This window comes from Chloroflexota bacterium, assembly GCA_038040195.1.
In the GTDB taxonomy this organism is placed as follows: domain Bacteria; phylum Chloroflexota; class Limnocylindria; order QHBO01; family QHBO01; genus DASTEQ01.
Window position 1 is genome coordinate 140,099 of sequence record JBBPIR010000004.1, and the last position, 22,012, is coordinate 162,110.

General features: G+C 70.3%; 18 protein-coding genes and 2 tRNA genes. 10 read left to right on the forward strand and 10 right to left on the reverse strand.

Annotation, left to right across the window (positions count from 1 at the left end; translation table 11 throughout):
- Genes AABM41_06950 through AABM41_06965 form a run of 4 tightly spaced genes read right to left on the reverse strand, consistent with a single transcriptional unit; the run spans window position 1 to window position 4,070 of the window.
- A complete protein-coding gene (locus AABM41_06950; protein MEK6192047.1) occupies window positions 1-1,014 on the reverse strand; it encodes a thiamine pyrophosphate-dependent dehydrogenase E1 component subunit alpha in 1,014 nt (337 codons plus the stop codon).
- Between the two features lie 2 nt (window positions 1,015-1,016).
- Entirely contained in the window at window positions 1,017-2,435 is a 1,419-nt protein-coding gene (lpdA, locus tag AABM41_06955) for a dihydrolipoyl dehydrogenase (GenBank protein MEK6192048.1), read from the reverse strand.
- Window positions 2,432-2,875, reverse strand: coding sequence for a thioesterase family protein (locus AABM41_06960; GenBank protein MEK6192049.1), 444 nt, complete (start codon window positions 2,873-2,875; stop codon window positions 2,432-2,434). Before AABM41_06960 ends, lpdA begins: the two co-directional genes overlap by 4 nt.
- A gap of 19 nt (window positions 2,876-2,894) precedes the next feature.
- Window positions 2,895-4,070, reverse strand: a complete 1,176-nt coding sequence (locus tag AABM41_06965; GenBank protein MEK6192050.1) for a M20 family metallopeptidase — start codon at window positions 4,068-4,070, stop codon at window positions 2,895-2,897.
- A gap of 24 nt (window positions 4,071-4,094) precedes the next feature.
- On the opposite strand from AABM41_06965, the gene AABM41_06970 reads away from it, so the two are divergent.
- Entirely contained in the window at window positions 4,095-5,720 is a 1,626-nt protein-coding gene (locus tag AABM41_06970) for a Mur ligase family protein (GenBank protein ID MEK6192051.1), read from the forward strand.
- 12 nt (window positions 5,721-5,732) lie between these two features.
- Here the strand turns inward: AABM41_06970 and cphA are convergent, their stop codons facing one another.
- Both cphA and AABM41_06980 read right to left on the reverse strand, forming a co-directional pair.
- Window positions 5,733-8,486 (reverse strand): cyanophycin synthetase, encoded by a 2,754-nt coding sequence (gene cphA, locus AABM41_06975; protein ID MEK6192052.1) that lies wholly within the window; start codon window positions 8,484-8,486, stop codon window positions 5,733-5,735.
- Between the two features lie 74 nt (window positions 8,487-8,560).
- Window positions 8,561-9,550: a cyanophycinase gene (locus AABM41_06980; GenBank protein ID MEK6192053.1), complete on the reverse strand. Its 990-nt coding sequence runs from the start codon at window positions 9,548-9,550 to the stop codon at window positions 8,561-8,563.
- Window positions 9,551-9,604: 54 nt separating this feature from the next.
- On the opposite strand from AABM41_06980, the gene AABM41_06985 reads away from it, so the two are divergent.
- Window positions 9,605-10,753, forward strand: a complete 1,149-nt coding sequence (locus tag AABM41_06985; GenBank protein ID MEK6192054.1) for a J domain-containing protein — start codon at window positions 9,605-9,607, stop codon at window positions 10,751-10,753.
- Here AABM41_06985 and AABM41_06990 read toward each other — a convergent pair.
- From AABM41_06990 to AABM41_07005, 4 genes are all read right to left on the reverse strand, one after another.
- Complete coding sequence (locus AABM41_06990; GenBank protein MEK6192055.1) at window positions 10,750-12,111, reverse strand: pitrilysin family protein; 1,362 nt, start codon at window positions 12,109-12,111, stop codon at window positions 10,750-10,752. The genes AABM41_06985 and AABM41_06990 overlap by 4 nt on opposite strands.
- On the reverse strand, window positions 12,108-13,397 hold the full coding sequence (locus AABM41_06995) for a pitrilysin family protein (protein MEK6192056.1): 1,290 nt from the start codon (window positions 13,395-13,397) through the stop codon (window positions 12,108-12,110). The genes AABM41_06990 and AABM41_06995 overlap by 4 nt, the downstream gene beginning before the upstream one ends.
- A 77-nt stretch (window positions 13,398-13,474) precedes the next feature.
- Window positions 13,475-13,549, reverse strand: a tRNA-Lys gene (locus AABM41_07000).
- A gap of 35 nt (window positions 13,550-13,584) precedes the next feature.
- Window positions 13,585-14,229, reverse strand: coding sequence for a DUF3105 domain-containing protein (locus AABM41_07005; GenBank protein ID MEK6192057.1), 645 nt, complete (start codon window positions 14,227-14,229; stop codon window positions 13,585-13,587).
- Window positions 14,230-14,308: 79 nt separating this feature from the next.
- Between AABM41_07005 and AABM41_07010 the strand changes: the two genes are divergently transcribed.
- The 8 genes from AABM41_07010 to valS form a co-directional block, all read left to right on the forward strand.
- The gene (locus tag AABM41_07010) at window positions 14,309-14,716 is read left to right on the forward strand and encodes a phage holin family protein (GenBank protein MEK6192058.1); all 408 of its coding nucleotides are present in this window, start codon (window positions 14,309-14,311) and stop codon (window positions 14,714-14,716) included.
- Window positions 14,686-15,372 carry a hypothetical protein gene (locus AABM41_07015; GenBank protein MEK6192059.1) on the forward strand — a complete coding sequence of 229 codons (687 nt, stop codon included), beginning with the start codon at window positions 14,686-14,688 and terminating at the stop codon, window positions 15,370-15,372. Before AABM41_07010 ends, AABM41_07015 begins: the two co-directional genes overlap by 31 nt.
- A 64-nt stretch (window positions 15,373-15,436) precedes the next feature.
- Window positions 15,437-15,520: transfer RNA gene (locus AABM41_07020), tRNA-Leu, on the forward strand.
- Between the two features lie 37 nt (window positions 15,521-15,557).
- Window positions 15,558-16,907, forward strand: a complete 1,350-nt coding sequence (gene tig, locus AABM41_07025) for a trigger factor (protein ID MEK6192060.1) — start codon at window positions 15,558-15,560, stop codon at window positions 16,905-16,907.
- Window positions 16,908-16,912: 5 nt separating this feature from the next.
- Window positions 16,913-17,596, forward strand: a complete 684-nt coding sequence (gene clpP / locus AABM41_07030; GenBank protein ID MEK6192061.1) for an ATP-dependent Clp endopeptidase proteolytic subunit ClpP — start codon at window positions 16,913-16,915, stop codon at window positions 17,594-17,596.
- A 78-nt stretch (window positions 17,597-17,674) separates the two neighbouring features.
- Window positions 17,675-18,988, forward strand: a complete 1,314-nt coding sequence (gene clpX, locus AABM41_07035) for an ATP-dependent Clp protease ATP-binding subunit ClpX (GenBank protein ID MEK6192062.1) — start codon at window positions 17,675-17,677, stop codon at window positions 18,986-18,988.
- 146 nt (window positions 18,989-19,134) lie between these two features.
- Complete coding sequence (locus AABM41_07040) at window positions 19,135-20,271, forward strand: hypothetical protein (protein MEK6192063.1); 1,137 nt, start codon at window positions 19,135-19,137, stop codon at window positions 20,269-20,271.
- Between the two features lie 278 nt (window positions 20,272-20,549).
- A partial coding sequence (gene valS / locus AABM41_07045; GenBank protein MEK6192064.1) for a valine--tRNA ligase occupies window positions 20,550-22,012 on the forward strand: 1,463 nt, incomplete at its 3' end.

Consider the following 22,012-nt stretch of genomic DNA (forward strand, 5'->3'; position numbering starts at 1 on the left):
TCACGATCCGTCCGCGTACACGTGGCGCAGGATGTCTGTCGGATCGGGGTCGGGGTGGGCTTCGGCCCGCGCCGCCGATTCGACCACGTGGGCCTTGACGTCCGCCCGCAGCGCCTCGTCCGCTGCCTCGTCGAGGAGGCCCCACTCCTGCAGGTTCGCCGCCAGGCGGGGGATCGGGTCGCCCTCCTTGAGCGCTTCAACTTCAACGGCGTCGCGGTACCGGCGATGGTCATCATCCGAGGAGTGGCTCGTAAGCCGCACGACGTGGGCCTCGATGAGCGTTGGACCGCCGCCGGTGCGCGCCCGCTCGTGCGCGTCGACGCCGGCGGCGTAACAGGCCAGCAGGTCGCCGCCGTCCACGTCGACCCCGGGGAAGCCGTAACCGGATGCGCGGGCTGCGACCGACCCGCCGCCCACCTGTCGCTCGAGCGGGACGCTGATGGCGTACCCGTTGTTCTCGCACACGAAGATGACCGGCAGGCGGTGGACCCCGGCAAAGTTCATGGCCTCGTGGATCTCCCCCTGGTTCGCGGTGCCCTCCCCGAAGTAGGTGATGGCCACCGCGTCGTCGCCGCGGACCCAGGCGCCCATCGCCAGACCCACCGCATGGAGGACCTGGGTGCCGACCGGCGAGCTGACGCTCAGGATGTTGTGCGCCGCGGCCCCGTAGTGGCCGGGCATCTGGCGGCCACCGGAGGAGATGTCATCCGCCTTGGCCAGGTGGGCGGTGATGATGTCCTCGGCCGTCATCCCGAAGCTCATGGCGGCCGCGATGGACCGATAGTACGGCGCCATCCAGTCGTGGTGGGGGCGGAGCGGCCGGCTGACCCCGACCTGCGCCACCTCGTGCCCCTGGACGCTGATGACGAACGCGATCTTGCCCGCTCGCTGCATGAGCCACATCCGTTCGTCGACGGCCCGGGCGGTGAGGATCTGGCGGTACATCGCCAGGACGTCCTCATCGGTCAGGCCCACCGCGTGGTGGGGTGCGGTCTGGATGTCGATTTCGGTCATCGTCAGTTGTGCAGGGCGACCCCGTCGACGGCCAGGGCGGCCTCGGCCAGGACCTCGGTCAGAGTCGGATGGGCGTGCACCGACAGGGCGATCTCCTCCGCCGTCCCCTCCACCAGGCGGGCAAAGGTGGGCTCTGCCAGCAGGTCGCCGGCATGCGGACCGATGATATGCGCCCCGAGGAGCCGGCCGGTCTGCGCCTCGGCCACGAACTTCGCGAACCCGTCAACCTCGCCCACGATGGTCGCCTTGCCCAGCGCGCGGAACGGGAAGCTGCCCACCTTTACCGCCAGCCCCTGCTGAGCCGCGTCCGCCTCGCTCAGCCCCACGCTGGCGATCTCGGGCCGGCAGAACGTGACGCGCGGCATGAGGTCCATCCGGACCGGCTCGGTGTCAAGCCCGGCGATGGTCTCGACCGCGACGATTGACTCGTGGCTGGCGACGTGGGCCAGGGCATACCCGGGGACGATGTCGCCGATGGCGTACAGGTGCGGGACGCCGGTGCGCATGTGGTCATCGACCAGCACGAAGCCGCGATCGGTCCGCAGGCCATCGATCTGCTCCAGTCCGATGTTCTCGGTGACCGGTCGGCGGCCGATGGCGATCAGGATCCAGTCGCTCTCGATATCGATCCGCGCGCTTCCGTCATTGGCCACGATCGTGTGCCGAATCCCGGTCTCGGTCCGCTCCAGCGACGCGGGATCGATGGTGGACCCGGCGTGGATCGCCATCCCTCGCTTGCGGAACAGGCGACTCAGCTCCTTGCTGATGTCGGGGTCCTCGAGCGGGACGACGCGATCCATGAACTCGACCAGCCGCACCTCCGCTCCCAGGTCCCCATACAGGCTCGCCCATTCGACGCCGATCGCGCCCGCACCCACGATCGTCACCGATCGGGGCAGGTTGTCGCGGCGCAGGGCTTCGTCCGAGTCGATGACCCGGTCCTGGTCAGCCTCCAACCCGGGCAGGGGCCGGGGTGCGCTGCCGGTGGCCAGGATCAGATCGGTGGCGCTGGCCTCTACGTCTGCCAAGCCGCCGCCTCCGATACGGACACTGGTCGGGCCGGTCAGGACCCCGTGGCCGCGGAGGACCGTCACCGCGTTCTTCTTCATCAGGAACTCGACGCCCTTGACGTGCTTGTCCCGTACCGCATCGCGTCGTTTGCCGAGCATCGCCGGATCCAGGCCAATGCCCTCCGACCCGGTCAGGCCGAACTCGTGACCGAGCTCCCGGACCCGATGCAGCAGATCCGCCGACTCGAGGAGCGCCTTGGAGGGGATGCAGCCGCGGTTCAGGCAGGTTCCGCCCAGCTTGTCCCGCTCCACGATCGCGACCTTCATCCCTAGCTGTGCGGCGCGGATGGCGCCCACGTAGCTCATCCCCCCGCCCAGGATCAGCAGGTCGTAGCGATGCTCGTCGGTCATGCCGTGCGCTCCAGGCTGCGGCCCTCGTAGGTCGCGAACGCCACGCGCCACGGGTCGGGCACGCGGATCGGCCGCTCGGTGGCGTACTCGTAGGCCACCAGGACGGTCGTCGCCTCCGCCGCCAATCGGTCGCCCGCATCAGGCCCCGTCCCGGCCGTCATCCGATGCGACAGGCTGAAGCTGGTGTTGCCGACCCAGTCCACTCGGGTGCCGATCTCCACTTCCTGGCCGAACAGGATGGGCGCCCGGAAGTCGACCTGGAGCGCGGCCAGGATGAGTGGCAGGTGCTGGGGGGTGTCGACGTGCAGATTGTCGATCAGGTACCGGATCCGCGCCTGCTCGAGGTAGGTGACGAACGCCGCATTGTTTACATGGCCGAACGCGTCGATGTCCCGGAACCGGACCTCCAGCCGGGTGTGGTGGCGGAATGAATCGGTCACGGGGGACCGATTCTAGCGGTCACAGCGCTTCATCGATCCTCAGCACCAGGCCTGCCAACAGGCTTATCCGAGGCACGACACTGGCCAGGTCGAGCCATTCGGCCGGACCATGATCGTCGCCGCCGATGGGCCCCAGCCCGTCCAGGGTGGGCAGCCCTGCGGAGGCGGTGGTGTTGGCGTCCGACGCACCCCCGGTCGCCGCGTCGCGGACCGCGAATCCCAGGTCGCCGGCGATGGCCTGGGCCAGGTCCACCAGGCGCCCGGTCTCCGGGGATTTCTCCATCGGCGGATGGGAGGCCGTGACCCGGAGCTCAGCCGAGGTGTCCGCGACATGGGGGGTGGCGACGAGCTCGCGCAGCGCATGCTCGGCATCGGCGAACTCGGCCGCGGTCGCCGCCCGCAGGTCGACCTCGAGCTTGCAGCGATTGGCGACCACGTTGGGGCGCGTCCCGCCCGCGATGGTGCCCACGTTGCAGGTGACCGACGGCCAGCGGCCGTTCAGTCCGTGCAATGCCTCTACCATCCGAGCCGCGGCCAGGATGGCGCTCCGCCCCTTCTCCGGCTCCACCCCCGCGTGCGCCGCCCGGCCGCTGATGGCGACCTCCAGGTCGGCGATGCCCTTCCGGGCGCTCACGAGGTCCCCGTTGGCCCGCGCGCACTCGAGCACCAGCGCGGCGTCGTGTTCGGCGGCCAGGGCCCGAATGACCGGGCCCGATAACGGGGAGCCGATCTCCTCGTCCGGGTTGGCGACGAACGTGACCGATGGTCGATGGCCCGCCGCCCGCAGCGCATCAAGTGCCGTCAGTCCGGCCAGCAGTCCGCCCTTCATGTCGGACACGCCCGGGCCACGGGCCGTGTCGCCCTCGATCCGGAACGGGCGCTCGGCCGCGGTGCCCGGCTCGAACACGGTGTCCATATGGCCGATCAGGAGCAGTCGTGGCCCGGTCCCGTCCAGTCGGCCGACCACCAGGTCGCCGAGCGGTCGACCGTCGGGCGCAGCACCGCCGCCCGTCCGGGCCACCTGTCCGCCCATTGCCGTCAGGCGCTCGACCACGAGATCCGCCACCCGGTTCACGCCATCCGGGGTGTACGAGCCGCAGTCGATGTTGACCACCCGCTCGAGGTCCGTCAGGTAGGCCGGCACCCGCTCGACGACGTGGTCGCGGATGGCGGACAGGGGCGAGTTGGACGGCATGCGGCCGAAACTATACTGGCCGCCATGCCCCCCGACCGCGCGGCCAAGCCAGCCGTCGAGCTGCTGGAGCTGCGGGTCCTGGAGGGGCCGAATCGGTTTGCGAACCGGCCGGCGATCAAGATCGAGTTCCAGGGTGACCCCGAGGCGGTGATGGGCGTCGCCCGCGCCGCCGGGGAGGCCGTACGGCGCCTGCACCACGGGCTGGGTGTTCCTGCTCCGAGAGTCGTGTTCCGGGAATCGGAGGACGGGCGTCGAGCCCTGGCCGCCTTCGCCTGGCGGCGACGGGTCATCGCGCAGGCGATCGCCGGTGCAGCGGCCCGCCTGGCGTTGGGAACGGGCAACGAGCGGCGGGAACGGCGGGAGCTGCAGGCCCTGCGAGCCGTGGCCGACGGCCCGCGCCCGGCGCTCCCCACCCCGCGGGTCCCGATCGTGGCCATCACCGGCACCAACGGCAAGAGCACCACGACCCGCCTCATTGCCCACGTGGCCAGCGAGGCCGGGATGGTGGTGGGGATGACCAACTCGGACGGGATCTACCTTCGCGGCGAGCTGATCGAGGCCGGCGACTGGACCGGCTTCGGCGGCGCCGGACGCATCCTGGCCGAGCCGGAGCTCGACCTGGCGGTCCTCGAGACGGCTCGGGGCGGGATTCTGCTGCGGGGAATCGGCTACCAGCGCAACGACGTTTCGGTGGTGACCAACGTCAGCGCCGACCACCTGGGGCTCCAGGGAATAGACACCCTCGACGAGCTGGCCGAGGTCAAGGGCGCCGTCGTGCGCATCACCCGCCGTGGCGGATGGGCGGTCCTCAACGCGGAGGACCCCCGGGTGTGGGCCATGCGCCTTCGCACCCACGCCCGGCCATACGCCTTCAGCCTCGACCCGCGGGCTCCCGGGGTGGCCGAGGCGCTGCGGGCCTGGGGGCGGGCCGCGGTCCTGCATCGGGGTCATCTGGTCCTCCGAAGGCGCGGCGCCCGCGGCATCAGCGTCGCGTCGGCCGCGGATCTGCCGGTGGCGTTCGCCGGCCTGTCCCGGTACAACATCGCGAACGCCCTCGCTGCGGCCGCCGCCTGCGACGCCCTGGGTATCCCCCTCGATAAGATCGCCTCCGGGCTGGCCTCCTTTTCCCAGGACCAGGCGATCAACCCGGGCCGGCTGAACCTGTATGGCCGCCACGGCGTGCTGGTCCTGGTGGACTTCGCCCATAACGAGGCGGGGCTGGCCGGCCTGCTCGACGTCTGCGCGCGGCTGTCCGGCGCGCGCGGCCGCGTCCGGCTGGGGCTGGGGACGGCCGGGGACCGCAGCGACGAGATCCTGCATCAGATGGCCCGGTTGGCGGGTAGCCGGGTCGACGATCTGGTCATCTGCGAGAAGCGGCATTACCTCCGCGGCCGGGACCTGGCCGAGATGAACGCCATCTTCCGCCGCGGAGCAGCGGACGGGGGCTACGCCGAGCGCATCCCGACCTACCGCACCGAGCTCGGGGCCCTCAAGGCCCTCTTGGCGCGCAGCCGCCGGGGTGACGTGGTCGCGGTCATGAGCCACCTGGAGCGTGATGCGATCTTCGCCTGGCTGGCGAAGGCGGAATATCGACCCGTCTCGCTGCCGCGGCTGCGCGCGTTGGTCGCCGCCCGGCGCGCACCCGGCTAGCGGGGCGCCGCCTCAGGCATAGGGTTCTTCCTCGTCGTCGACGTCGGCCGAGGTGCCGGAGCCGGGGTCCTCCGCCCCGCTTCCGTCTGTGTCGCCGGACGGCGTCCCGTGGCGCCGATGCTGGAGCTCCTTCCAGGCCAGGTTGGCGTGGTCCACGCACAGCACGACCAGGTCGCCATCGCGGCCCATGTCCAGCGCCTGGCGGGTGGCCTCCAGCTCATCCAGCACCGTCTCGACGGCACGGCAGCGCGCCCCGTCGCGTATTCCGGCCTCGATGCCCTCGCGGACGAGGTCCGCCGTCGTGCCCCGCTTGCGGCCGCGGGGGTTGGCATCCTCCCGGATCACGATCGTGTCGAAGAACGAGGAGGCCACGCGCCCCAGCTCGCGGATGTCGCGGTCGCGCCGGTCGCCGGCGGTGGCGATGACGCCGATCCGGTGTCCCGTTACGAGTGGATGGTGTCCGTTGGACGTCTCGGCCGCCAGCGCCTCGATGAAGGCGCCCAGGGCGGTCATGGCGTGCGGATTGTGAGCGTAGTCGACCAGCACGCGGTACCCGTCCAGCTCGAACAGATTGAGCCGGCCAGGCGCCTGGAAGTAGGACGAGGCGAAGGTCCGGAGTCCCTGCCGGATGTCGTGCAGGTGCGCGCCGACGGCCCAGGCGGCGGCGGTGGCGGCCAGCGCGTTGACGACGTTCATCCGGGCCCGGCCCTCGTACGTGGCCGGGATCAGGTGGGTCCATACGAGTGGCAGGCTCTTGCGGCCCTGGCGCAGGACGATCATCTCGCCGTTCCGCCCTGGCTCCACGGTGACGGCCCGGCGACCGCGCGATGCCTGACGGCGGAGCGTCTCGTGGTCGGGATTCAAGCTGAAGTAGATGACCGCTCCCGAGCAGGCGGCGGCCATCTTGGCGACCAGGGGATCGTCGGCGTTGAGGACCGCGGACCCGTCCCGCGGCACGGCCTCCACGATGACCTGCTTGACCGCGGCCAGCTGGCGCAGGCTGGTGATGCCGCCCAGGCCCAGGTGGTCGGCTGCCACGTTCAGCACGACTGCCACGTCGTTCCGCTGGTAGCCCAGCCCCTCGCGCAGGATCCCGCCCCGCGCCACCTCGAACACGGCCGTGTCGACCAGCGGGTTCTGGAGCACCATCGACGCCGACCTGGGGCCGCTCATGTCCCCCCGCCGGATGACGCGCCCATCGATGAAGATGCCGTCGGTGCTGGTCATCCCGACCTTGCGGCCCATGCCCCGCAGGATGTGGTTGATCATCCGGGCGGTGGTGGTCTTGCCGTTGGTGCCGGTCACCGCCACGATCGGGATGCGGGACGCCGAACCGGGCGGGAACAGCATGTCGATGACCGGCTTGGCGACGTACTGGGCCTCGCCTTCGGTCGGGTGGGTATGCATCCGGAACCCGGGCGCGGCGTTGACCTCCACGATGCCGCCCCCGGTCTCGCGGACCGGCACGCTGATGTCGGGGCAGACGAAGTCGATGCCGGCGATGTCGAGCCCGATGACCTTGGCCGCCTGCTCGGCGATCTCCGCGTTCTCAGGGTGGATCTCCTCGGTTCGGTCGATGCTGATGCCGCCGGTACTCATGTTCCCGGTCCGCTTCAGGTACACCCGCCGTCCACGAGGGGGGACCGTGTCGAGGGCGTGGCCCTGCTCGGCGGCGTATGTGACCGCCTCCTCATCGAGCACGATCCGGGTCAGGACCTTCTCGTGGCCGATGCCGCGTCGTGGGTCGGCGTTCGTGACCTCGACCAGCTCCGCGAGGGTGTGCTTCCCGTCCCCCTCCACGTGAGCGGGCACTCGCTCCGCGACCGCGCGCAGCACCCCGCCGATGACCAGACAGCGGTAGTCGTTGCCGACCAGGAACGACTCGACCACCACACCGCCGTAACGGGACTCTGCTCGGGCGGTCGGGTAGGCGGCGCGAACGGCCGCTTCATCGGCCAGGTTCAGCATCACCCCGCGCCCGTGGTTGCCGTCGATGGGCTTGATGGCGACCGGATACCGGACCCGGCCTGACGCGGCTACCGCCTGGTCGACGCTGCGCACCAACTCGGATCGCGGCACGGGCACGCCGGTGGCCGCCAGAAGGCGGTTGGTGAGCTTCTTGTCCTGCGCGATGTCCACTCCCAGCGAACTGGTGTGCGACGTCATCGTGGCCCGGATGCGCTTCTGGTGGCGGCCGTGGCCGAGCTGCACCAGGGACTCCTCGTTGAGCCGGATCCAGGGGATGTCGCGCAGGTTCGCCTCGTCCAGGATGGCCTGGGTCGACGGCCCGAAGGCCGCCCGCTCGGCGAGCCGGACGAGCTGCTCGAACTCCGCCGCGTAGGCGAATGCCGGATCCGGCTCGACCAGGTGGTTGACGAGCCGGACCGCCAGGCGACCGGCGGCCAGGCCCACGCTCTCCTCGGCGTAGGAATAGATGACGTGGTAGCGGCCCGGCTGTCCGGTGGACCGCGTCTTTCCACGCCCGACCTCGGTGCCGGCATCGCGCTGGATCTGGAGCGCAATGTGCTCGGCCACGTGGCCCAGCCAGGTGCCGTCGCGAAGCCGGTCCTGGAAGCCGCCCGGACGCCCGGTTCCGCACGAGTGCTGAGCCACTCCGGGCACAACCGCCAGCAGACGCTCGGCGAATCCCGGCAGCCGGTTGGTGGGCCACTCCTCCAGCGGGCCAAGGTCCACCACGAGCTTGATGGTCGGCTCGTAAGACCAGTAATTCGGCCCCCGGTAGACGCGTTGCTGGACGATGCGCAGGGTGCCGCCCGGGCCCTGGGCCTCGGACGCTGCGGGGCGGCGCGGGCGTCGGCGGCCGGAGGCGGGAGCGCGGGTCACTCGCTGGCTTCCTCGAGGGGTCGCGATCGGGTCCCGCGGCGACGCGCGCGCTCCGGGGCGGTGTCATCGGCCCCCTCGGCGGCGATGCGCCGGATCAGGCGCCGGGTCCGCTCGCCCGCGGCGTGAGCCGCGGCCAGCTCGCGGTCGGTGGCGTCCACCGGTCGGAGGGTGGCGCGCAGCTGACGCCGGCGCAGGTCGAATCGGTATCCCGACGGCAGGCTGTGGAGGATGACGCCGCTGACCATGATCGGCCGATAGCGCTTGGCCTCATAGGCATCGGTTTGGAGCCTGGCAGGGTCGAGGATGGTGACCGATCCCCTCCCGATGACTTCCAGCACCCCGCTGGGTCCGACCACCGCCGCGGTGTCCTCGTCGATCCCGATCCCCAGCAGGCCCGGCGAGAGGGCAACCAGCGCGAGCAGGCGCCCGATCCGGTTGCGCTGCTCGAAGTGCTGGTCGATGACCACCCCCGGCAGGAGGCCCAGCCCGGCGCTCATCTGGGTCATGCGCTGCTTGGGAGTGGCACCGCCCGCTCCGAAGGCGACCATGTGGCTGGCCATGGCCGACGCGCCCGCACTCGTCCCGGCCACCACCAGCCCGTGACGGTGTCGTTCGGCCACGGCGCGGCCCAGGCGGGTTCCGCCCACCACGCTCGACAGCCGCAGCTGGTTGCCGCCGGTCAGAAATACGGCGGTCGCGTCGCGCACCAGCTCGGCTGCGCGGAGCGTGTTCGCTTCCTCGCGGAGCAGCGGACGCAGGCTGACGACCTCGGCTGCCCCGAGCGTGCGGAACAGCGAGGCGTACAGGTCAGTCGCCTCCTCGCCCAGCGAGGAGGCCGTCGAGACGATCAGGATCCGCGCTTCGGGGCCCCCGGCCAAGGTGATGAAGCGGGTCAGGATTGTACGGTGCCGAAGCTTGTCCTCCGCGCCGCCGATGATCACCAGCTGGCCGGCGCGGGGCCGCGCTAGGCGGGCGGTCGCAGCCATATGTACGGGAGCATAGCAACCTCGACCCCGCCTGCGGACCCGTACACTCGTGGGATGGCCTCCTCGGCGGACGTCCTCTACCAGGACCTGGATTACTACGCTGTGCTCGACGTGGACCCCGACGCCACCGCCGATCAGTTGCGGGTTGCATTCCGTCGGGCCGTCCTCCGTCACCACCCCGACCGCAGCGGCGCGCCCCCCGGATTGGCCACGCGCCGGACCTCGCTCCTCAACCGGGCCTGGTCCGAGCTGCGTGACCCGGCCCGCCGCCGGCAGTACGACGGCGCGCTGTCCCGCGGCGTGGCGGGCACTCTCGCCTGGCCGGTGGCGCTCGGGGAACCGGTGCCCGCGCGATCGCGGCGCGTGCGCCGCCCGGCGCGGAGTGCTGGCGAGCCCGCTGAGCCCAGTCCGTGGCACCAGCCGGCCTGGCGATCGGTGGCTGGATTTCGGGTGCCGGCGGCGGTCTTCCTCGCCGATCCCGACGCACAGCGCCGCTGGATCGTGGAGCATTTCATCGACGGCCAGGACTGGCGCGATCACCGCGAACGGTACTGGCTGCGGTTCGCCCGCACGTACTACCGAGAGCGAGGTCGCCTCGAGGACTGGGCCGGCACTGCGGAGCGCTTGGTGGAGGTGGACCCCGCGTTCGACACGCTGGCCCGCGCCGGGCTGCGCGAAGCGTACGTGGCGACCGACCGGCATCTGGCCGGCGCCACATTTCTCGCCGAGCTCGGTGGCAGGTGGCCCGATGGGACCGCCCCGCGCATCTGGCTCGTTCGAGAGCAGCACGCCCTGCTGGTCGATTTCCGGGAGCGTCACGTGCGTCGAGGGCCGCCCGCTGAGCGGGCCGCGAACGCGGATCTCTTGCTCGATTACCTCGATGGCCTCGCCATGGAGCCGACCTTTGCCGACCTGCGCGCGGCCCACCTCGCCCATCGTCGGGCCGGGAACAGCGAGCGAGCGGTGGCCATCCTCGAGCGCCTCCTGGCGGCGTCGGTCATCGACGGCGACGGGTGGTACGCGCGAGTCCAGCTCCTGACCGAGGCCGGCCAGCTGGAGCAGGCGTCCGCGCTGCTGGCCGAGATCGCCCGGGGCGAACACCCCGACGCCCTCGATTCCCGCCTCGTCCGCGGTCAGCCGTCGCAACGGATGTCGCGAGCCCGGGATCGGCTGGTCCGCGCGCAGCGCCGCGCTTCGAGCTAGTCGTCCGCGGGCCGAACCACCTCGATCGGTCCCAGGTCAGCCGCCTCGAGATCGGGTCGCACGCGCGCCGCATCCCCGGCCAGCACGATGAGCGCATCGGCCGGTCGAAGCAGGTCGACCGCCGCATCGTGAACCTGGACCGGGCCCACAGCCTCGATCCGGTCACGGTAGGTGGCCCACCAGTCGTGGTCCAGCCCGTACACCGCAATCGGCTCGATCCCGGCCGCCGCGCCTCCGGTCGTCTCGAAGCGGAGGGGGAATACACCGATCAGGAAGTCGATTACCTCGCGCAGCTCCGCCTCGTCGGGCGGGGCCGCCCGCATCCCCTCCACCAGCGCCAGTGTCTCGCGCACGGCGTCCGCGGTGACCTCGGTCTGTACCGCGGCGCGCGCGCTGAATGGTCCGGCCGCCCGCCGCATGTCGAATGCCGCGCGGGCGCCGTAGGTGTACCCGAGCTCCTCGCGCAGCCGCTGGTTCAGGCGGCTGCTGAACGTACCGCCCAGGAGGGCGGCCATGACGAGGGCCGGGAAGTAATCCGGATGGCTCCGCTCGATGCCGACATGGCCGACCCGCAGCTCGCTCTGGACCGACCCCGGCCGGTCCACGACCACGATCCGCCGGCCTCCCCGGTCGGCCACCGGAATCGTGCGGTGGCCTGGGCTCGTCCCGTCCCAGTCGCCGAGCGTGGCTTCCGCCGCGCGTACGACGTCGTCGACGCGGACCGGGCCGGCGACCACGAGATGGGCACGGTCCGGTCGCCAGTGCCTCGCGTGATGGGCACGGGCCTGCTCCACGGTCAGGGGTTCGACCGTCTCCGGCGTGCCCGCCGACAGGCGCGCGTACGGAGAGTCATCGGCGTAGACGGCCCGGAGGAACCATTCGTCCGCCAGACGTCCGGGCTCGGAGCGAGATTGGAGGATGTCGGCCAGTCTCTCCTCACGCAGGCGGTCGAATTCGCCCTCGTCGAAGCGCGGCTCTCGAACCATCTCGGCCAGCAGCTCGAGACCAGCCGGATAGCGGTCGGCCAGGGCGCTGAATCCGGAGCGCGCGACGTCCCACGACGAGTCGGCGAAGATCTCGATCCCCAGCCGTTCGGTGGCCTCGGCGAAGGCATGGCCGTCCAGTCGCCGGGTGCCGGTGACCAGGGTCTCGGCGGTCAAGGCCGCGATCCCGCCCTCCGGCTCGGATTCGGCGGCGGCCCCGCCGTCCACCAGGAGCTGGACGCTCACCAGCTCACGGTCGGGGAGCGGCACGACCCACAGCGTCAGCCCCTGGCCCAACGGCCGGTGGGTGAAGTCGGGGAAGTGATACGGGCGCGGCGGGCCCGGCGCCGGGCGGAGCGCGTTGGGCGGGGTCATGCCGCATCCTCCGCGGCGTCCTCGGCGGGGATGTAGGTCAGCACCAGGCGGTTGTCCGCCCCAGCACGATCGGCCATCGCCTGCCGAACCTGCCCGGCCGTTACCGCGTCGTAGCGCTCGATCTCGGTGTTCACCATCTCGGGCCGATCGAACAGGCAGGCGTACTGGCTGAGCCGATCCGCGCGCTCACCTACCTGCTCCAGGCCCTGCTCCGCGGCAGCGGCGTGGAGGGTCCGGACCCGGGCCAGCTCATCGTCGGTCGGTCCGTCCGTCGCAAGGCGAGCGACGTCGTCCAGGAGCTGCGCCTCGAGGGTGTCGACTTCGATCTCAGGTCGGGCGGTGGCCCACACCGCCAGCACGGTCGAGCCGCCGGCCCACGGGAACACGAAGGCGGCCACATCGGCGGCCAGCTGGCGCTCGCGCACCAGGGACCGGTACAGGCGTGAGGCGCGACCGGTGCCCAGCAGGTCGCTGACCACGTCGAAAGCCTGGTGGCCCTCCGTCCCGAAGGGCGGAATGCGGTACGCGACGTGAACCCGCGGGAGCTCGACCTGGTCGGGAACCACCTCCCGAACCTCGCCTCCCAGGCTGTCGGGAACGTCCATGATCGGCGAGGGCGGCAGGTCCGGGTTGGCCGGAATGGGCCCGAAATGGCGCCCGACGGCGGCAAGCGCCGCCTCGGGATCGAAATCCCCGGCCACGGTCAGGACCGCGTTGTTGGGGGCGTAGTAGGTCGCGAAGAACCGGCTCACGTCTTCCAGCGAGGCAGCCGACAGGTCTTCCATGGAGCCGATGGTCGAGTGGTGGTACGGATGGCCCTCCGGCCACAGCAGCGCCTGCATGCGCTCCTCGGCCGTGCCGTACGGCTGGTTGTCGACCGACGAGCGCCGCTCGTTCTTGACCACGTCGCGCTGGTTGTCGAGCTTCTCCTGGGTCATGGCCGGCAGGAGGCTGGCCATGCGATCGGATTCGAGCCACAGGGCCAGCTCCAGCTCGTGGCTGGGGAGCGTCTCGAAGTAGTTGGTCCGATCGGTCCAGGTCGAGGCATTCAGGGTGCCGCCCACCCCGTTGACCATGGCGAAATGCTCGCCCTTGGCCACGTTGGCCGAGCCCTGGAACATCATGTGCTCGAACAGGTGGGCGAAGCCTGTCCGCCCCCGCTCCTCGTGCCGGCTGCCCACGCCGTACCACAGGTTGACAGCGACGATCGGGGTGCGCCCATCCGGCGACAGAATCACGCGCAGGCCGTTGTCCAGCCGATGCCGCTGGATGGGAATGTGGGCCATGGCGCGTGCCTCGCGAGCTTGTGCGGCGACCGGAACGGGCCCGCGGAAGCAGACCGTCGCGACGCCATGGATTCGGATGGTGAGCGCCCAGGGATTCGAACCCTGAACCTAGTGATTAAGAGTCACTTGCTCTGCCGTTGAGCTAGGCGCCCCGCCGGATGATGCCCGCCCGCGGCGCGGCACGCAACTACTGGACGGGTCGCCCCGGACCGCCGCCCGGCTCGGGCGCGTCACCGTAATGCTGGTCCACGAATCGGTCCATCACATCGGTGTCGATCTCGTCGAGGTACAACAGCCAGGTCCAGGCCAGCATGGCCATCGGATGGCCAAAATCGGACCCCGTCCAGGGGGCGACGATCACCTTGAAGCGCTCGGTCGCATTCCACGAGCGAGTGAAGGTCTCGAGCGCGTCGATCTGCTCGGCGGTGACCTGGTCGGCCTGGTACCAGATCACGATCCCGCCGTGCTCGAGATTGTGGATGGCCGGCTCCTGGGGTTGGGCAGTCGTGTAGACGCCCCAGGGCAGGGGGTGGTCCCAATGCGGGCCCGAGGCCGCGGGCGTTGATGAATACGGACCGCCCGCGGTGCCGTCGGCGATATGGTCCCGACCGTCCATCGCCTGCGCCACACCCACTGACGCCGAAGCGCCCGGCGCCAGGAGGGCAAATATGAGGATCGCCGACAGGCCGGCTATCACCAATGCCCCGATGCCGACGATGGCCAGGGTCGTCCCGCTCAGCCGGCTGGCGCCGTTCGACCCCACGCGGCGCCCGAGGGCAGCCTCGGTAGCGCGGGTTCGGCGCTGGGGTGACGACGTTCGGCGGCGGGTCATACGGCGGGTCAGGATAGCCGAGCCCGGCCCGATGGTCCGGGCAGGGGAGATGGAAGGGCGTTGATAGAATCGGCGGGCCGTGGCTGCCCAGACGCCTGAACCAAGCGGGATCCGGGGGCTTCTCAGCCTGCTCATCGAGCAGGTCTCCGAGCTTGCCCGGCTCTACGTTGCCGCCGCGCGCCAGGAGGTGGGGGATGGCCTGAACCAACTGAAGGTGGCCGTCGTGCTGGCAGGGATCGCGCTGATCCTGCTCGCCCTGGCGGCCGTGGTCCTGGTCGTGCTGCTGGTCTCCGTCATCAGCGCCGTGATCGGGATACCCCTATGGGCGGCCGCCCTGATCGTGCTGCTGGGTCTCCTGCTTCTGGCCGGCCTGTGTGGCTGGCTTGCCTATCGGCGCCTTCGACATGCCAGACTGATGCCGGAGGAGACTATCGCCGCCGCCAGAGAGGACCTCGAGTGGGCGCAACACTGGACGAAACGCGGGTAGAGCTCGCGGCACAGCGAGCACGGGTGCGCGCCACCGCCGACCGGCTGGAGTCGGCCGTGAGGCGCGGGTTCGACCTGCGGGCCAGGCTGCGCCAGCACCCGGTCCAGACAGCAGGCGTGGCCGTGGGCCTGGCGTTCATCCTGCTCGGCGGGCCGCGGCGCACCGTTCGCCAGATCCGGCGCGCCCTGGGCGGGTCGGCCGAGGCCGAGCGGGCGTATGCCTCGCTACCGGGTGCGCTCCGCGCGCTGGTGGACGCGTCGGCGTCCGGTGGGAAGGACCGGGATGAGGCCCGACGGCAGCTGGCGCTGGCCCTCCACGCCTGGCGCGAGGACCCCAAGAACCGGAAGCGCGCCGCGCGGCTGGTGAGCGAAACCCTCGCCCCGCCGGGGCCGGGACGCGCCTTCTGGTCCTTCTTCGAGATCGCAGCGGTTACGGCTGCGGGGATCGTCGTGCGACGGGTGGTGGCGAACCGACTGGCGGACGAGCCGAAGTCGAGGCCACGGTCTGCCGGCTCGAGATCCGAAGAGACCCCGCCCGCCGATCGGTACTCCGGGTGGTCCGGACAGCGGGGCACGCCCGCCGGCCCGGCCAAGCCGACCCTGCAGCCAGCCAAACCCGCCGAGGAGTCGGCAACGCCCGCCCGGAAGCCTTCATGACCCGATCGGGTCGGATGCCGCGGTTGGTTTGCTAGACTCCGCGGGCCGCCGAGCACCCTCGTTCGGGCGAGTGGCGGAACGGCAGACGCGCCAGCTTTAGGAGCTGGTGTCGCAAGACGTGCGAGTTCGAATCTCGCCTCGCCCACCATCCATCAGAAGGTCGTACCGCTCGTGACGCTGCTCACATGATCACCGTTTCCACGCGCCCCGAGCCGGGCTCGCGGGTCCGCCTCGACATCGAAGTGCCGGCCGAAGAAGTGTCGCGCCATTTCGAAACGGCGTATCGCCACCTGGCGGAGCGGACTCGGGTCCCCGGGTTTCGGCCCGGCAAGGCGCCGCGCAATGTGATCGAGCGCTATGTCGGCCGAGACGCGGTGCTGGCCGAAGCGGTCGAGCACCTGGTCGGCGAGGGCTATGACGCCGCCATCGACCAGACCGATCTCATCCCCATCGACCAGCCCGAGGTGGAGATCGACACCGCGTCACTACGGGAGGGCGACACGGCGCGATTCGCAGCCGTGGTGGCGGTTCGTCCAACCGTGACCGTGGGGGCATATACCGACTACCCGTTCAAGCTCGAGGTGCCGCCCGTCAGCGACGAGGACGTCGAGGTGGTGCTATCGGAGCTCCGCGACCAACAGGCCACGCTGAGACCTGTGGACGACCGGGGAGCCGGGAAGGGAGACCTGGTCGCGGTCTCGTTCCGCGGCACGATCGATGGGGAGGCATTCGATGGCGGGACTGCCGACCGCCTGCCGCTGGTCCTGGGCGAGGAGCGGATGATCCCCGGCTGGGAGGACCAGCTGCTGGGCCTGCGGATCGGTGAAAGCCGGGAGTTCGACCTGACCTTCCCGGCCGATTACCGGGTCGAGGCGCTGACCGGCAAGGAGGCCCACTTCAACGTCACCCTGGTCGACCTCCGGGAGCGGATCCTGCCCGAGCTGGACGACGCGTTCGCCGCGTCGGTCACCGACGGTCAGACCCTCGACCAGCTGCGCGCCGAGATTCGCGAGGCACTGGGGCGCCGAGCCGAGGCCGAGGCGCGCCATCAGTTCGGCGACCGGATCATCGAGTTCGCCACCGCCAACGCAACCGTCGAGCTGCCCGAGGTCATGATCGCCAACGAGGTCGAGATCATGCGCGACGAGCTGCGCGCGCGCCTGGCCGAGCAGCGAATCGGGATCGACAAGTACCTCGAGCTCGCCCGCCAGACTCCAGAGGAGCTGATGGCCGAGCTTCGCGATCCCGCCAGCCGGCGCGTGAAAACCCTGCTCGTCCTGTCGGCCATTGCGGAGCGGGAGGGCATCGACGCGACCGACGCCGAGGTCGACGCCGAAGTCGAGGCCCAGCTGGCTCGCTACCCCGGCGAGCCGCGCCTCCGCGAGTACCTCGCATCGCGCCGCGGTCGGTCGTACCTGCGGATGACGCTGCGGAACCGTAAACTCGTGGATGGCCTCATCGACCGGGCCGCGCCGCCAGCGGCAACCGAAGACGCGGCTACCGAAGAAGCGGCAACCGAACCACGCGCGGAGTGAACACGATGCTCATCCCGATGGTCATCGAGAGCAGCGCTCGCGGAGAGCGGGCCTTCGACATCTACTCGCGGCTGCTCAAGGAGCGGATCATCTTCCTCGGCGAGCCGATCGAGGATCACGTCGCCAACCTGGTCATCGCCCAGCTCCTGTTCCTCGAGAGCGAGGACCAGGCGAAGGACATCATGCTGTACATCAACTCCCCGGGCGGGATCGTGACCAGCGGCCTGGCCATCTACGACACGATGCAGTACCTCAAGGCGCCGGTCAGCACCATCTGCATCGGTCAGGCGGCCAGCATGGGAGCCGTGCTCCTGGCAGCCGGGACCAAGGGCAAGCGCTACGCGCTGCCGAACTCGCGAGTCATGATCCACCAGGGGTCGGGCGGCTTCCGTGGCAACACGCCGGACATCGAGATCCAGTTCCGCGAAGTGCTGCACCTGACGGACCGGTTGATGCGGATCCTGGCCGAGCACACGGGCCAGGAATTCGAGAAGGTGAAGAAAGACGCGGATCGCGACTACTTTATGAGCTCCGAGGAAGCCAAGGCCTATGGCGTCATCGACGCGGTCTTCGAGCCCACCGGCGAGTCGCTGATCAGCATGAAGCAGGCGGCCGGCGGGACGGTGCCAACGGCCAAGGAAACTGCCGCCAAGGAAGCCGCCGCCCCGGACGCCAAGACCAAGAAATAGGTCGGGCTAGGGTTCTGTGGCCCAGGACCCCTGGCCGATACCGGAGCGTGGATAAGGCCGTGCTATCCTCGCCCGGCGATGACCACCAAGACCAAGGCTCCCTACCGCTGCTCGTTCTGCGGGAAGAGCCAGGAACAGGTCCGCAAGCTCATTGCGGGGCAGGGCGTCTACATCTGCGATGAGTGCATCAACCTGTGCCAGGAGATCATCGACGAGGAGATGGCCGAGGCGCCACGCGCCAGCCGGACCCCGCCGGCACCACTCCCCAGCCCACGCAAGATCAAGGAAGCCCTGGACCAGTACGTCATCAGCCAGGACGCCGCCAAGAAGGTCCTCTCGGTGGCGGTCTACAACCACTACAAGCGCGTCAATGCCGGCTCGGCGGTGGACGACGTGGAGCTCGGCAAGAGCAACGTGTTGCTGGTCGGCCCGACCGGGTCGGGCAAGACCCTCCTGGCCCAGACCCTGGCCCGCGTCCTGGACGTCCCGTTCTGCATCGCGGACGCCACCAGTCTGACCGAGGCCGGCTACGTCGGCGAGGACGTCGAGAACATCCTGCTTCGGCTCATCCAGGCCGCGGACTTCGACGTCCAGCGGGCGCAGCGCGGCATCGTGTACGTCGATGAGATCGACAAGATCGCGCGCAAGACCGACAACCCCTCGATCACCCGCGACGTGTCCGGCGAGGGCGTTCAGCAGGCCCTGCTGAAGATCCTGGAAGGCACCGTGGCCAACGTGCCGCCACAGGGCGGTCGCAAGCACCCGCACCAGGACTTCATCCAGATCGACACCACCAACATCCTGTTCATCTGCGGCGGCGCGTTCGAGGGCCTGGAGCGGATCGTCGAAGAGCGGGTGGGGCGGCGCGGCATCGGTTTCGGCTCCGAGGCGCAGCGCGACCCGGAGCAGCGACGTGAGCTGCTCGAGCAGCTCATGCCGGACGACCTGCTGCGATACGGGCTGATCCCCGAATTCGTCGGCCGCTTGCCGGTCGTCGTCAGCCTGGCTGCCCTGTCGCGTGACGACTTGGTCAAGGTCCTGACCGAGCCCAAGAACGCGGTGGTGCGCCAGTTCGCGAAGTTCCTGTCCCTGGACCGGGTGGAGCTCGTCTTCACCGACGACGCGCTGGAGGCCACCGCCCGTTTGGCGACCGAGCGCAAGACCGGTGCCCGCGCCCTGCGCACCATCGTCGAGGAGGCGCTGCTCGAGGTCATGTACGACATCCCCGAGCGGACCGATGTGACCAAGGTCGTCATTACCGCCGATACAATCGAGCGCGGCCGGCCGCCGATGCTCGTCACCGAGACCGATGAGTCCGGTCCACGCCGGCGCGGGAGTCGCGCCCGTGATGACGCCGCGCGCGAGGACTCCGCCCACGAGGAATCCGCCTGACCTTTACCTCTACGGTGGTACCACCGTTTGGCTGGGGCGGTACGACCGGGCGGGCCGGTTTCGCCGGGGTGGGGTACTAGGATGCTCCCAGGCGTTGATCAGCTGGCTCCTGCTGGATGGCTGAGTGCGCCAGATGGAGACGCTTCATGACGGCCACCCAACGCCGCCTCGGATTTCGCTTGAAGTGGAGCCCCGAAGGCGACCCGGTGGAGGAAGAGCAGCGAGCGGAAACAGACATGACGGAACGCGCCGAATCGGGGGTCTTCAGAACAGCTGGCGGCTGGGAGCCGGCGCGTCCGGTCGAACCTTCTGATCAGTTCCTCGATTCCCTGACTGCCGCCATGCGGCGGGTGGCCGACGATGCCCGAGAGACGAGCCTGGCCGATGCGCGGGCCGCCGTGGCGGCCAAGATCGCCGACATGCGCGTCGCGGCCGGATCCCGGGCCGAGGAGTTGCGGACCCGCGCCGAGCAGGACACCACCGGCGTCGGCGACTGGTCGCGGGCTGAGATCGTGCGGATCGAGGCCGAGACGCAGCGCAAGATCGAGCAGCGGCGCGCGCAACTGGCCGAGCAGCTGGATGAGCATGACCGAAAGGCTGCCTCCGACATCGCGGCTCTGGAGGCCCAGGTCGAGCAGTACGAGGGCGAGCTGGCACTGTTCTTCTCGCAGCTGGGCGAGATCAGCGATCCCGACACCTTCATCGCGGCCGCGCGCCGCATGCCGCGCCTGCCGCAGAGCAATGGCGAAGCGGCGCCGGACGGCGAAGCGGCAACTGACGCAGTGGCTGAGGAGGCGACGGGTGGGCATGAAGAGCGGCTGCGGCGCCTGGGCATCGATCGCGATCCCGAACCCGACCTGGCCGACGGCGACGGCGGGCCGACCAACGGCGTGGAGCCTGAATCGGAGGCGGTCGCTTCCGACGGTCCGGCACCGGTCGCTAAGGTGGCCCCGGCCTCTCCCGTGGCCACGGCCGCCGACCAGCCCGTCACCGCTCCGTCAGCTGCGCCCAGTGAACCGGTGACCACTGACGCCAGCACACTGGTGGCCGCGGTCGGGCTTGGCAGCTTCGGTGCCGTGACCTCGTTCAAGACCGCCCTCGAAAAGGCGGAGGGCGTGACGAACGTTCGCCTCAGCCTGGGCTCGGGCGGCGAGTTCATGTACAACGTCACCCACCGCGCCGACGTCGACCTCACCGCGCTCATCATTGCCGCCCATCCGGGGGCATCGGTCCAGCGCGACGACGACGGCGTTCTGCACCTGAGCGCAGGCAAGCGCCGCTAGCCTCACCGGCCAGCGCCGGGACGGGTGATAGACTCGGTTCTCGGCGCCGATCGTGAGGAGTAGCCCTCCAGACGGCCGACAGAGACGGCGGGTCCCGGCTGAGAGCCCGTCGCGGCACGAGCGGGCGAAAGTCGCACGAGAGCCGATCGGGATCCGCCCGATAGCGCGGAGATGAGGGTGACACCGGCTCGGTGAGCCGATGTCGCCGCACGAAGGTGGTACCACGGGCCCGCTCGTCCTTCGACGAGCGGGCCGGTTGTTTGATGGAGGGTGAGATGGTGAGCGGACGGGCCGAGCTACCGCCCCGCTACGCGCCGGGCGAGGTCGAACCCCGCATCTACCAGCGCTGGCTGGAGAAGGGTGCGTTCACCCCCGCACAGGAGGCGCCGCCCGGGGCGGCGCGCTTCGTCATCACGCAGCCACCCCCCAATGTCACCGGCGCGCTGCATATCGGCCATGCGCTGACTGCCACCGTGGAAGACACGCTGATCCGCTACCACCGCATGCGGGGGGACGACACGCTTTGGCTGCCCGGCGTGGATCACGCCTCGATCGGTGCCCAGTTCGTGCTGGACAAGATCCTGGCCGAGGAGGGCGAGAGCCGCGAGTCGCTGGGTCGGGAGCGATACCTGGAGCGCATGTGGCGCTTCATGGACGAGACGCGCGGCGTGATCTCGAACCAGCACCGCCGTCTGGGCGTCAGCGCCGACTGGACCCGCGAGCGCTTCACCATGGACGATGGCAGCGCCCGGGCCGTGCGCGTCGCATTCAAGCGGCTCCACGACGCAGGCCTCGTCTACCGGGGCGAGGCGCTCGTCAACTGGTGCCCTCGGTGTCGGACGACGATCAGCGACCTGGAGAACGTTCACCGCGACCAGATGGGCACGCTGTGGACCATTCGCTACCACCTCGTCGGACCCGACGGCGCTCCCGACCCGGATCAGTGGGTGGCGGTGGCTACGACCCGCCCCGAGACGCTGCTCGGCGACGTGGCGGTCGCGGTTCACCCCGACGACGATCGCTACCGCTCACTGGTCGGTCGGGAGGCGGTCCTGCCGTTCCTCGGCCGCCGGCTGCCGATCATCGCCGACCCGGTCGTCGACCCCGCCCTCGGCACTGGAGCGGTGAAGATCACGCCGGCCCACGACCCGGACGACTACGAGACCGGGAAGCGCCATGGGCTGCCGGCCATCTCGGTCCTGGACGAGGAGGCACGGATCAACGAGGCCGGCGGCGAGTTCGCCGGACTGGATCGCTTCGAGGCGCGGAGCCGGATCGTGGACCGACTGGCAGAGATGGGCGACCTGGAGGGCGAGCAGCCGCATCCCATGGTGGTGGGCCACTGCGACCGGTGCGGAACGGTGGTCGAGCCGCGCCTGTCGGTGCAGTGGTTCATTCGAACCCAGTCCCTGGCCGCCCGGGCGCTGGACTCGGTCCGCGAGGGGCGGACGCGGATCATTCCGGCCCGCTTCGAGAAGGTCTACGCCCACTGGCTGGAGAACATCCGGGACTGGGCCGTGGGCCGCCAGCTGTGGTGGGGCCATCGCATCCCGGCCTGGTTCTGTCCCGACGGCCACATCACCGTCACCGATGAGGCCGATGGCCCGTTGGCCTGCGAGGTCTGCCACCGTCCCGCCGCGGAGCTGGTCCAGGAGACCGACATCTTCGACACCTGGTTCAGCAGTGGGCTGTGGCCGTTCTCGACCCTGGGCTGGCCGGACGACACGCCGGACATGCGGCG